The following is a 13,615-nucleotide window of genomic DNA, read 5'->3' on the forward strand; positions in this document are numbered from 1 at the left end:
TCCTATGAATAGCATACTCGATTTTCTATTGCACCTTGACACCCATCTGTTTACCATGATCGTTGATTATGGCCCATGGGTCTATGCCCTATTGTTCGGTTTCATATTTATCGAAACGGGATTTGTGGTGATGCCCTTTCTGCCAGGGGATTCCCTTTTGTTCGCGGCGGGGGCTTTCTGTGCAGGCGTACAGAACGAAGCAGGTGAAACCGCACAGCTAAGTCTGGGAATTATCTTTGTATCGCTTAGCGCAGCTGCCATTTTAGGGGATAGCCTTAATTATTACTTCGGAAAGACTATCGGGCTTAGGGTTTTGGGATGGAAGATTGGCGGAAAGCAGCTGGTCGGGCAAAAAAACATCGAAAAGAACCATGAATTCTTTGATAAACATGGTCCGAAAACCATTATCATCGCCCGTTTTGTACCTATAATTAGGACATTTGCCCCTTTTGTAGCGGGTATCGGTGATATGCATTATAAGAAATTTATCCGTTTCAACATCATCGGGGGTACCGTATGGGTATTACTTTTAACGCTCGTGGGCTATTTTTTCGGGAACCTTCCCTTTGTGAAAAATAATTTTGAAGTGGTCGTTTTGGGTATCATTATCTTGTCTTTGGTACCGATTACCGTTGAATTCATCCGTAACAAGTTTAAAAAATAAAAATCCTAAGTGAGCGTTGCCGACCAAGGTTCTTTGGATCGCCCGCCTTTCGAATACGGTCCTAATTTTATCCTGTTGAACGGTTATAAAATGAATAAAAGATCTGAGAGGAAAGGGGTTTTTACAACTCATTGACCAATTATAATACAAGTTCGCTTAAGAATTTCCTTAGATTCGAATACTAATTTTATCCTTAAATTTATAGAGATGAAAATCTTGATCGCCGAAGACGAAATCGCCTTGCAGCAATCCATTGTTACCTATTTGGAAAAGGATGGCAACGTCTGCGAAGTAGCATCCGATTATAACGATGCCATTTACAAAGTGGACCTTTACGATTACGACCTGATTATTTTGGATATCAACTTAGCTACCGGCAGTGGCCTGGACGTCCTCAAAAAACTGAAAAAAGAAAATAAAGAAGCAGGGGTCATCATCATTTCAGCCAATAATTCCTTAGACGATAAATTGGACGGTCTCGACCTTGGTGCGGATGATTATATTACCAAGCCCTTTCATTTGGCCGAACTCAATTCACGGATCAAGGCGGTGCTCAGACGTGGCAAATTCGGGGGCGACGATACCATAACTTTCAACGAGATCAGTGTGGACACCAAATCAAGAACGGCCTATGTAAACGGCAAGGCCATGGCGCTGACCCGTAAGGAATATGATTTGTTGGTGTTCTTTATGACCAATCAGGGCAGGGTACTATCCAAAGAAATCATCGCCGAACATTTATGGGGCGACAATAGCGATTTGGCCGATAATTTTGATTTTATTTACGTACACGTCAACAACTTACGAAAAAAATTGACCGGCGAAGGAGCCAAATATATCAAGACCGCCTATGGTAGCGGCTATAAATTCATAGAAGACTAAATTGACCAAGACCACCAAAAAGGTTAGATTGAGCAGAAAAACATCCCAGAGCTTTCTCGGGATCAGTCTTATTTTGATGGTCGTAAGTACCATAGTATTATATTTTTACGTTAGCAACCTGCTACAGGACGAAGTGGAAGAGGCTCTTTTTTCTACGGAGGCGCGTATCGAGACCGCCTTAAAATCAAACTATGCTCCCTTTGACCTACCGCCCATCGTCGAGATAGGGACCGTTGCTGTACTTGGTGTTGAAAAAATCAAGGATACGATTATCTACGACCCCTCACAAGATGAGATGGAGGAATTTAGGGAACTCACATCGTTCAAGGAAATCAATGGTAAAAACTATCGTATAACGGTGCGTGACCTTGTGGTTGAATCAGAAAATATTTTGATGGCCGTAGTGGTATCCTATATTACCATTATTCTTTCGGTATTCGTATTCCTTTTCTATTTCAGCAAAGCGCGAAACCAAAAACTCTGGCAGCCATTTTTCACCAATTTGGAAAAGATGAAAAGATTTTCGTTGACCTCTGATAAACCGATAGGGTTGATGGACAGTGAAATTTTGGAATTCCACGAGCTGAACAAAGAAATAAAGACCTTGACCGGTAAGGTAAAGTCCGACTACCTGAACCTAAAACAATTTACCGAAAATGTATCCCACGAACTTCAGACCCCGCTCGCCATTATACAGGCAAAAATCGAGAACATAATCAACGGAGATGATCTGAACGATATCCAGTATGGGCATCTGACTTCCATCCAAAAAGACATCCAGCGATTGACCCAGATGAACAAGCGCCTTACGCTGTTGACCAAGATAGAGAACAAGCAGTTCCTAAATATTGAAAAAGTCTCCCTTGCCGAGCTGATGGGAGAAACGATCCAAAGCTTCCATGAAATCTCCGTTACCGAAATCAAGTACCATCGAAAGGATGATATGTGGACCAAAATGGATTCTTACCTTGCGGAAGTACTATGTACCAATTTACTTTCCAACGCCATAAAACACAATACGGGAGAAAGCGATATCGAGATCGTGGTCGAAGATGGAAGGCTATCGATTTCCAACCATGGCACGAAGCCATTGACACATCCCGAAAACCTGTATACCCGTTTCTATAGGGAAAGTGAGGCCGAAAAATCCACTGGCCTCGGTCTCGCCATTGTAAAACGTATCTGCGTACTTTATGGCTTTTTGATCAGATACGAGTTCGCGGAAGGCAGGCATGTTTTTTCAGTGACGGTTGAATGAATACGGCCGGCCATATCCAATCTTTTCTTCGATTAGGCAGTGATTATTTACTGGTTTTGGATAGCTAAGTTTTTCCGATTGGCATATCAAAAGGTTTTGCCGATACTATGACAAGCTAAAGCAAGGGATTTTTTGGAAAGCGCTCCCATATTTTGGGATATAAATTAAGGATTCCTTTAGATTTGACAAAGGATTTACTTAGAATCTCTGCTTATTTTTGGTCTTTTATTACTGCAAAAATTTGATACTTCATAAAGATGAAAAGCAAGCGAGATGTTATCCTGGTAAACCTATCCATCGTTTTTTCCACGATCGTATTTTTACTGGCCTGTTCAAAGCATGAAATAGACCCGAACGACCCTGTGAAGATAGGAACTACAGAAGATTCCGTCCCGACCCCCTCTCCGCAGGACTCACTACCTCCAATTCACCCGCAGGATTCCATCCCCCTCACATTCGATAGGACGACCGTATCCATACGTGGCGAGCAGTTCTTTATCAACGGCAGACCGACTTATGAAGGAAGATATTGGCAGGGCAACAAGATCGAGGGCCTGTTGCTGAACTCGAGAATGGTACAGGGCATTTTTGACGACCTGAACCCTGACACCAGCCAACTATTTGCCTACCCCGATACCCATAAATGGAACGCGGATAGAAATACTGACGAATTTGTAGCCTCGATGGCGGAATGGAAGCGCAATGGATTACTGGCGTTTACCCTGAACCTGCAAGGGGGAAGTCCCACCGGCTATGGTAACTCAAAATCTTGGAAAAATTCCGCATTCGATAGGAACGGGATATTAAGGCCGGCCTACACCGAGCGGTTAAAACGTATTCTCGATAAGGCAGATGAACTGCAAATGGTCGTCATACTGGGGTATTTTTATTTCGGTCAGGACCAAGTACTTGAAAACGAGGCCGCGGTTATCAATGCGGTGGACGAAACCACCCATTGGATCCTGAACAATGGATACCGAAACGTCGTTGTCGAAATCGCCAACGAGTGCGATGGGCCGTATGACCATGACATCCTTCGTCCAAATAGGATACATGAACTTATAGAGCGCGTCCATAACATACAAAAGGACAGGTTCAGGTTGCCCGTAAGCACCAGTTACCAGGGCGGTGTAATTCCTTCACCGGAGGTGGTAAGGGCGTCCGATTTTATCTTGCTACATGGAAACGGCATACGAAATCCTGCAAGAATAAGGGATATGGTCGCCACCGTCAGAAATGTCGACGGTTACATACCCAAACCGATAGTTTTCAACGAGGACGACCATTTCAATTTTGAAGCCCAGGACAATCATTTGGTTTCCGCGGTGCGATCCTATTCTTCTTGGGGATATTTCGACTTTCGGATGCAGGGCGAAGGTTTTAAATCGGGCTACCAAAGTGTTCCAGTGGATTGGGGTATAAACTCCGACCGAAAACGGGGGTTCTTTTCCAAAATGAAGGAGATTACTGGGTATTGACGCCAAATTTATGAAGAACCGGTATGCATTAGGTTCCCTCCATAATGCAGATTGGAAACGATTAATATCGGGTAATGATTGAAGATGGCAACGGCGATTATCCGGTAGAGGTAAACTTTAAATTATAAGGGCATCCACAGAAATGAACACAAATAACTATTATTTCTTTTTTTTATTTTTATCCTGCTTATCGGCATTCGGTCAACATGATATAAGTATCGACGCCTATTTGGATGCCGAAAGCCACAGCTTGGAAATCAAGCAAAGCATCCGCTATAAAAACACGACCGGCCAAACCTTGGATACGCTTTACTTTCTGGACTGGGCCAATAGCTTTTCTTCAAAAACCACGCCCTTGGGCCTTCGTTTTAATGAAGATTATAGGCGTGATTTTCACTATGCCAATGACTCGGAAAGAGGGGCGACCCATATAGGGAGCTTCACCAACGAAGCTGGCGAAAACCTGAAGTACACCAGACCTTTGGGAATGCCCGACATTCTTCGGGTCGTGCTGCGCGAACCCCTACTTTCGGGGGATAGCCAAATACTAAATCTAAAGTATACGGTACAAATACCGAGCAGCAAGTTTACCAAATACGGCTATACCCCGGACGACGAATTCAATCTGGAATACTGGTATATCGCTCCCGCGGTACATACCGACCGGTGGCACATCTATAGTAACAAAGACTTACAGGATATTTTTCTTCCCCCTTCCGAATATACCATCGATCTGGACCTGCCCACGGAATATGCCGTAACCTCTATACTGAAGCAACGTACCCTTGAAAAAAATGCTAAACGCCGAAAGCTACATCTATCGGGAAGAAACGAAAAAGAAGTAAAACTGTACCTTCAAAAAATAGATGATTTTTATACGATTGAGGTAGATTCGGTACAGCTCATATCCAATGTTAGGGTGGGGCAATTGCCCGAAGCGGCCATGCAGGCAAAAATAGCGGCGATTCTTCGGTTTTTAGAATCGAACCTGGGGACATATCCGCTACGCACCCTTCTGATAAGCACAATCGAAAGCAACAAAAATCCGCTGTACGGGCTGAACCAGCTTCCCAATTTCTTACGGCCTTTTCCCAATGATTTCCAGTATGAGATTCAAATGCTCAAAAGTATAACTTATGCCTATTTGGAGAATAGCGTTTCCCTGAATCCAAGAACTGAAAAATGGGTCGTTGACGGAATCTTGGTATATCTGATGATGGACTATATGGATGCCCATTATCCCGATATGAAACTGGCGGGAAACCTCGCCCATTATTTTGGCCTCCGCTGGTTTCACGGGGCCGACCTTTACTTCAACGAACAATACTATTTGGGCTACAAGAACATGGCCCGAAACCTGATCGACCAGTCGCTCGACACCCCAAGGGATTCCCTTTTGAAATTCAATTATAATATCGCCAACCCTTATAAAGCGGGATTGGGCCTCAAATATTTGGAGGACTATCTCGGGGATGCGGCCGTCCAAAAATCCATCGAGGAATTTTATGACCGGTATACCTTGAAACCTGTGACGGCCCTTGACTTTGAGCGCATCCTGAAAAGCAATGCAAAAAAAAATATCGATTGGTTCTTCGAGGATTATGTGGGCACCAATGAAAAAATCGATTTTAAGATCGAACATGTCGAAAAAGCGGAGGATTCCCTTCGGATAATCCTAAAAAACAAAAGGGACAACACGATGCCTGTATCGATCTATGGCATGAGGGGCGATTCGATTATTTCAAAACATTGGATAGATGGTTTCAAGGCCACGAAGACCGTAAGTGTCGCAAACAAGGGCGAGGACAGATTGATATTGGATTTCGAAAAAAAAATCCCTGAAATCAAAAGGAACAACAACTATAAAAACCTGAACGGCATCTTGAACAAGCCCATACAGTTCCGATTTATCAAGGACATCGAAGACCCCAGTCGCAACCAAGTGTTTTTTATACCCGTTTTGGAGTTCGATAATATCTATGACGGGATAATCCTTGGCGGCAAATTTTATAACAAAACGGTGCTGAAAAGACCGTTCACCTATAAAATTACCCCGACCTATGGCTTTAAATCGAAGACCCTTATAGGTTCCTTGGGGTTCGGGGGCACCTATCAGTTCAGGGAATCAGGATTATATTCCCTGTCCGCTGGACTTGGCATGAGCAAATCAAGCTATGCCGAAGACCTGTTCTATAAAAGTATTACGCCCTACCTTCGTTTGAATTTTAGGAACAAAGATTTGAGGAGCAACGAATATCAGTACATCAATCTACGTAGCGTGAATATTTCTAGGGACAAAAGTCCAGATGTGCCCCTGGAAACTCCCGATTACAGTATCTACAATGCCCGGTATGCCTATTCCAATTCCAATTTTGAAAATGCGTTCACATTTTATGTGGATAGCGAACTGGCCAAAAAATTCAGCAAGGTTTCGGCTACCGCCAACTATCGCAAGTTGTTCGTCAACAACCGACAGATCGACCTGCGCTGGTATGCCGGAACGTTTTTAAAAAACAACACCCAGGCAGATAATCGCTTTTTTGATTTTGGGTTGGACAGACCTACCGACTATCTATTCAATTATGGCTATCTTGGAAGGTCGGAAAGCAAAGGACTGGCTTCACAACAATATATTACGGCGGAAGGCGGGTTCAAGTCCATTTTGAATACTCGATTTGCCAATCAATGGCTAACCACCATAAACGCCGAAGCCAGTATCTGGAACTGGATCGTCGCCTATGGGGACGCGGGCTATATAAAGAATAGCGGAAGCAGACCGCAATTCGTTTGGGATTCGGGCATCAAACTGAGCTTGGTCGCCGATTATTTCGAACTTTATTTTCCGGTCGCGTCCACCAATGGTTTCGAAATGGGACAGAACAATTATGGCGAAAAGATTCGGTTTAAGGTTACTCTAAGCCCGAAGACGCTTCTAGGGCTATTTACGCGAAGGTGGTATTAACAAAAAACCATGAAATCTTCTATAACACTTCTTGCTATACTCTTTTTTTCAGTTGTTTTAACTTATGGGCAACAAAAAAAAGATACTGTTCGAAATATTCAAACCTTTGAGGTTTCGGAAGCCTTGAGTTACCAATATCACAAGCCCAAGTTTTTTGATATGTTGAAATACATCCCAAAGGACATCACTGAGTTCGGGAAATTTACCGTGCAAAAGGAAAACCTGATTTGGACCGGCTCTGCCATAGGTGCCACGGCCGCCATCGTCCCCTTTGACCAGCAGTTGGTCGACGAATCCATCAAGTTCGGAAGTAATTTCAATTTTGATGGAAGGCACTCCTACAGCAATATCGGGCCTTTGCGTGTCATTCCCAACGATATCCATTCTGCCGTTTATTACGTCGGGAACGGAGGAACAACGCTGCTTTTAAGCGGAGCCTTTTATGCCTTCGGTGCCTTTGGAACGGATTATCGGGCGTTGAACACCTCAAGTGAATTGGTGGAAGTGCTTTTATCGACGGGCATAATTAACCAGACCATCAAAAGAATAACGGGAAGGCAAAGTCCCGGTCCGGCCTCTGATAGCGGAAATCCCGGTGGCCATTGGACTCTCTTCCCAAGTATCAAGGCCTACCAAACAAGAACGGGAAACTACGATGCCATCCCGTCTGGTCATATGGCTACGTTTATGGCAACCATTACCGTGATTGCTATCAACTATCCCGAAATAAAATGGATAAAGCCGATAGGATATACCTTAATGGGCATCATGGCTTTTGAAATGATGAGCAGTAAGGTACACTGGGCATCAGATTATCCATTGGCCTTACTGATAGGGTATGTCGTCGGCAAAAACGCTGCGAATAGGCGAATAAGGAAAAAGAACAAAAACGAGACTTGGGGTCAAAAGTATCGACAACAGATCAACACCGACTTCAATTTTGGACAATTGGGGCAGTACAAAACTCTTGGGGTCACATTGAGGTTTTGAATATGTTAACCGGTTCGACATCCTTCCGCGGCTGATGAAAAAAGGGTTTGCTCGTCGGTAGGCATGTTTTTCATGAGTATTGAATGAAAAAAGTCGACGATATGGAATTTTATCATAAACAGAAGCCAACTTTAAATTTTCTTTAGGTTTACATCGTATTTTCCGGCCTAAATCAAAAAATTGACTCCCTGATGCCTGAAAAACTAGTGTTGCGATTTCTATTTTTTATAACTACCAATCTATTTGCCCAAGAAACCGTAAGCGTTAGCGGACAGTTATTAGATGCCGAAACCAAGGAAACCTTGGCCTTTGCCAATGTCGCCGTCCACTCCTTTGAAGATAACGTATTGGTCACCGGTACGATTACAGATGCCGACGGCAGGTTTGAGATACCGGAAATAGCCGTAGGTAAATATGAACTCTATTTTTCTTTTATAGGATATACAGGTGCACAACAGACGTTGATTGCCGGTGGGCTGAACAGCATTTTCGATTTGGGAAAAATTGAACTGGCACCTTCAGCAGAAGCTTTGGAAGAGGTAGAGGTTGTAGGTCAAGAGGCCACCACAAATTCCGATTTGAACAAGAAATCCTTTAGTCTTGAAAACAACATCGCCCAATCCGGAGGTTCCGTTTTGGACGCCATGAAAACCATGCCCGGGGTCGCTTTTGATCAGGAGGGCAAAGTGGTGCTCCGCGGTAGCGATAAGGTGGTCGTACTGATCGACGGCAAGCAAAGTAGTTTAACAGGTTTTGGGAATCAAAAAGGATTGGCGAACATTCCCGCCTCCAATATCGAGAAAATCGAGATTATCAATAACCCGTCTTCTAAGTATGATGCCAACGGTTTTGCCGGTATCGTAAACATCGTGTATAAAAAGGAAAAACAAACGGGACTGAACGGTGATATCGGACTATCCTTCGGATTGGGTGCCCTGGGCAAGCGCAAAGCCGATACCAAGACCGATTTGGGCTCTTTTAGCGTAAACCCCAAATTGATTCCGAGCATCAACCTGAACTTTAAAAAGGATAAAGTCAATTACTTTCTTCAATCGGAATTTATCGTTCAGGAAGCGCTGCCTAACAACGAGTTTACGACCCGTAACTATGATGACGGGCGAAATATTATTTCGCAAGTCCCAGAAAACCGGAAGCAGTTCCGTTCCATCATCAACGGCGGAATAGACTATGATCCGGACGAGAACAACAGCTTTACCTTTTCCGCGCTGTACGACCGCGAAAAACATATAGATACGGCCCAAGTAGCCTTCATTAATTTAGACAACGATATTCGAAACCGTTTCTACAATTGGCAAGAGGAAGAAGTGACCCGCTACATCAATGGCGCAGTAAACTATCGCCATACCTTCGAACAGGCCGGACATACCTTGAGCGCCAATGCCCAGTACACCCAAGGTCTGGAAGACGAGACCTATTCTTTGAACGATAGTTCTGCGGTAAGAATCGGAAGGGACAAGACTAATATCCGTGCCATCGAGAATACCACTAGCCTATCTTCTGATTATGTCCGCCCCCTGAAAAACGGGCGCATCGAACTCGGCGCCAAACTCCGTATCCGGAGGTTACCAGTGGAGTATACCATTACTCCCGGAAACAATTCCATTATCTATCCCGGTTTGGGCACTTTTTCCGATTGGGGAGAGAACCTTTTTGCAGGCTATGCCAACTATTTACTCGAAAAAGAAAAATACGATATAGAGGCGGGACTTCGGGCCGAGCAAACGGACGTCTTTTATGATTTGGATGCTTTGAACAACTATTACCCCAATAACGATAACTATGACTATTTCGAGCTGTTTCCGAGTGTGCGGTTTACGTATAAGCTGAATAAAACTAATAAACTATCCGCTTTCTATAATCGAAGAATCGACCGACCCGGCGAACCTGAGTTGCGCATTTTTCCCAAATACGACGATCCCGAACTGCTAAAAGTGGGCAATCCCTATCTACGTCCACAATTTACCGATGCCATCGAACTTGCCCATAAATATTCTTGGGGAACAGGTACAATTTTTTCCGCCATTTATCATAGAATGATCCAAGACCAGTACATGCGAATATTCAGTATCGATGACTCCAATCCCGATTACGATATTGTAAACCGTATTTATCAGAATACTGGGAGTGCCATGAACACGGGATTAGAGCTTCTGTTCAGTCAGGATATTACGAATACATTTAAGGTGTCGGCAAGCTTTAACGGCTACAGGAACTCCATTGATGCATATCAAGGCATTCTATTGTTTCCTTTTGAACGGTCGTTTAGTATCGGCAAATCTACCGATGACGTTTGGAATGCCAAGCTTACGAGCGAGTTCGTATTGCCCTGGGAGGTTTCTGCACAGCTGACCGGGGTTTATTATTCGAACATGAACATCCCACAGGGAGAGCAATTGGCACGCTCCTCGGTCGATTTCGGACTCAAAAAAACAATTTGGATCGCTAAGGGGGAACTGACCCTTGCCGCTACCGATATCTTCAACACCTTCGGCATACGCCAGGAATTGGATGGCGAGGGTTTTGATGCATTTTACGAAAACTACTACGAGACCCAGATTATAAGGGCAGGCTTTAAATATCGTTTCTAGTATTGCCAATCGAAATTCTCTTTAGAATTGCTTCAAGTTTCCTTTAGAATCGGATAATACCTTTAATGCTTTATACTTAAAGTCGTAGCGATGTGGCATCGAAGGCAGGGAATTACGTGGTAGGCCAGAAAGGCGTTACCCATCATCGTGGGGATAATTTTATTTGCATCGTTTAGAGTCCTTTTGTATTTGCTCTCCAAGGAAAACGATTTGTAATTAGTTGAAAAGCGAATTTTGGAACGCATTTTAAAGGCAATATCTCATCTACTACCCCCTTAGATTTCCTTTGCAAAATCTTTAGATTTGGATAGTATGTTTATGCTACGGGGCCCTTTAGACTTTTTGTTTGGAATCGAAAATATGCTGCTTTTTTACCTTATGATGTCCGTTTTCACTTGGATAGCCCAAGCTACGGAACTAAAAAATACGAAATTAAGATTAAAAATGTGAATATCGTAGGTAAAAGAATAGGTCTAAACAAATTCTATAATTTAAACGGAATACAAGTAACTTAAAATAGAAGAAATTATGAAAAGAACAAAAATTTTTGGAACCTTGGCTTTGGCGCTAACAATGAGTACCGGTATCTACGCTTTTGGCCCAGGTGACGATGCCCCTAAAAAGGTAAAAGAAGCCTTCGCCAAAAAGTTCCCTACTGTGAAAAAAGTGAAATGGGACAAGGAAAACGATATGGAATGGGAAGCCGAATTTAAAATGAAAGGCACGGAATACTCGGCTAATTTTATGGAAGATGGTACCTGGAAGGAAACCGAGCACGAAATCAAAAATAACGCTATTCCGGCAAATATAAAAACCGCCCTTAATACTGAATTTGCGGAGTATAAAATCGAAGAGGCCGAAATCTCCGAAACCTCGCAAGGCTCGGTATATGAATTCGAGCTTGAAAAAGGTGAACAATCAATGGAAGTGGTTATCGATACCAACGGCAAGGTCGTAAAAAAAGGGATGATAGAGGAAGGAGATGAGGATAACGATTAGTTTTTATCATAATTAGGTATATTGTTTTGTTAAGTGGTCGGATCAAAAGTTCCGGCCACTTTTTTCTTGTACCTACCAAGATTTCTTTTAGACTCCCTTAAGATTACCTATAAGATCTCTTGAGAATCCCCAAAAAATTTCAATAGAATCGAAGTCTATTTTTGGGAAGTTAAACCCATGAAAATATGAAAAACATCAGACTTTCAAGTCATTTTTCCGCACCTCGTCACTTTAAAATCTCTTTAGAATTGGGTAGTATTTTCGTCTAAAATTCTACTCTGGAAATCTGTAAAAATTTGAGTTCTTAATGCGTTAAAATCAATATATGGCAGTTGACAAAACCATTTTTCAAGGGATAAACGGTATCAAGGTGAATTTTCCACTCTGGGTTTTAATTGTCCTTTTCTATTTTATAACCAGTACTTCGTTCGGGCAGGTCAAGGCCATTCAGACCGCAGGAGATGTCCTTGCATTTACCCTGCCTGCCACTGCCCTGACCAGTTCGTTGGTTATCGGCGATTACAAGGGCACCTGGCAGTTTGCCAAAGGAGCAATGCTTAATCAGGCCTTGACCATTGGCCTAAAATATGCAATCGATAAAAAGCGGCCTTACAATAATGGCGATTTGGCCTTTCCTTCGGGGCATACGTCCACTACTTTTCAAAGTGCCGCCTTTATCCAAAAAAGATACGGTTGGAAATATGGAGTACCCGCCTATCTCTTGGCCGGATTTACGGGCTATAGTCGAATCAATGCCAAAAGGCACGACGGATGGGACGTTCTCGCGGGTGCCGTAGTAGGTATAGGCAGTGCCTATCTGTTCACCACACCGTATCAAAAAGAACACATGGAACTGACGTTTGCAAACGATAGTGACAGCTTTGTCCTTGGGTTAAACTATAGATTTTAAAACCGCAAAAACCGATGGCAAAAGGAGAATTGGTCAAAGCAAACGATTCGTGATATGGAGACGATTATAAGAAAAACGAAAATTCACTGTATAGGACTATTGCTCAGAAGCCGTTGCGGATCTCTTCCGTTCCATAATGTGGGACATACCGTTGAGGTGTACGAAAATGTTCTGAAAATAGGAATGTACGGAGGTAGGAACCTTGAAGATTTAGAACCGGTACTGTTGGCGGCCCTTTTCCACGATACGGGCTATACCACCGTGTTCAAGGGCCATGAGGATATGAGCGTGATAGAGGCCAACCATTTTTTGGCGGCGAACAAGTATCCCGTTCCCCAAACGGTTTCCGTGATAGGCTGCATCAACGCCACCAAAATGCCCCAACAGCCAAAGATGCCATTGGAAAACATCATCTGTGATGCCGACCTGTTCCATTTGGGGACGGGCTCCTTTTGGAAGAAGAATAACATGCTTCGAACGGAACTGGCCAAATTTCAGGGACTCAACTATTCGATCAGTGATTGGAACACCTTGAACATCAAATTTTTGGAGAACCATCGATTTTGTACCTCATACGGTGTAGATATTCTGGAACCGGTAAAACAAGAACACTTGAAGGAATTAAAAAGTAACCGCGAGAAGATTCAGCACCCATAGCTGCCTAAACGGAGGGCAGAATTTTATAATGAGATCGGCCGGGCGTAAAAAACTGGTTTTGGGCATGGCCTAACCTACCGAAAGCATCGTTTCCCTTGACGAAAAGAATTACTTTTTGCTACTACAATCCCTAATAAAGAGTACCTACGGCTTCAAACACAGCGAAATCATATCAGGGGATACTGTATCTTTAATATTTCTATAGA

At 43.3% G+C, this 13,615-nt stretch carries 10 protein-coding genes; all 10 read left to right on the forward strand.

Annotated features, from left to right (window positions below):
• Positions 1-4 precede the first annotated feature (4 nt).
• The 10 genes from BLT07_RS09455 to BLT07_RS09500 all read left to right on the forward strand — a co-directional run bounded on the left by BLT07_RS09455 (position 5) and on the right by BLT07_RS09500 (position 13,409).
• The gene (locus tag BLT07_RS09455) at positions 5-664 is read left to right on the forward strand and encodes a VTT domain-containing protein (RefSeq protein WP_091868043.1); all 660 of its coding nucleotides are present in this window, start codon (positions 5-7) and stop codon (positions 662-664) included.
• A gap of 207 nt (positions 665-871) precedes the next feature.
• Positions 872-1,546: a response regulator transcription factor gene (locus BLT07_RS09460; RefSeq protein WP_091868045.1), complete on the forward strand. Its 675-nt coding sequence runs from the start codon at positions 872-874 to the stop codon at positions 1,544-1,546.
• 28 nt (positions 1,547-1,574) lie between these two features.
• The gene (locus tag BLT07_RS09465) at positions 1,575-2,804 is read left to right on the forward strand and encodes a sensor histidine kinase (protein WP_245726487.1); all 1,230 of its coding nucleotides are present in this window, start codon (positions 1,575-1,577) and stop codon (positions 2,802-2,804) included.
• A gap of 257 nt (positions 2,805-3,061) precedes the next feature.
• Positions 3,062-4,282, forward strand: a complete 1,221-nt coding sequence (locus BLT07_RS09470; protein ID WP_217633306.1) for a hypothetical protein — start codon at positions 3,062-3,064, stop codon at positions 4,280-4,282.
• A 142-nt stretch (positions 4,283-4,424) separates the two neighbouring features.
• Complete coding sequence (locus BLT07_RS09475; RefSeq protein ID WP_091868046.1) at positions 4,425-7,244, forward strand: gluzincin family metallopeptidase; 2,820 nt, start codon at positions 4,425-4,427, stop codon at positions 7,242-7,244.
• Between the two features lie 159 nt (positions 7,245-7,403).
• Positions 7,404-8,234: a phosphatase PAP2 family protein gene (locus BLT07_RS09480; RefSeq protein ID WP_175455293.1), complete on the forward strand. Its 831-nt coding sequence runs from the start codon at positions 7,404-7,406 to the stop codon at positions 8,232-8,234.
• A 191-nt stretch (positions 8,235-8,425) separates the two neighbouring features.
• Complete coding sequence (locus BLT07_RS09485; RefSeq protein ID WP_091868050.1) at positions 8,426-10,843, forward strand: TonB-dependent receptor; 2,418 nt, start codon at positions 8,426-8,428, stop codon at positions 10,841-10,843.
• A 528-nt stretch (positions 10,844-11,371) separates the two neighbouring features.
• Positions 11,372-11,842 (forward strand): PepSY-like domain-containing protein, encoded by a 471-nt coding sequence (locus BLT07_RS09490; RefSeq protein ID WP_245726488.1) that lies wholly within the window; start codon positions 11,372-11,374, stop codon positions 11,840-11,842.
• A 325-nt stretch (positions 11,843-12,167) separates the two neighbouring features.
• Positions 12,168-12,752 carry a phosphatase PAP2 family protein gene (locus BLT07_RS09495; RefSeq protein ID WP_091868052.1) on the forward strand — a complete coding sequence of 195 codons (585 nt, stop codon included), beginning with the start codon at positions 12,168-12,170 and terminating at the stop codon, positions 12,750-12,752.
• A gap of 54 nt (positions 12,753-12,806) precedes the next feature.
• Complete coding sequence (locus BLT07_RS09500; RefSeq protein ID WP_091868054.1) at positions 12,807-13,409, forward strand: HD domain-containing protein; 603 nt, start codon at positions 12,807-12,809, stop codon at positions 13,407-13,409.
• The last annotated feature ends 206 nt before the right edge of the window (positions 13,410-13,615 follow it).

The sequence above is a fragment of the Pricia antarctica genome, from assembly GCF_900101815.1.
Classification (GTDB): domain Bacteria; phylum Bacteroidota; class Bacteroidia; order Flavobacteriales; family Flavobacteriaceae; genus Pricia; species Pricia antarctica.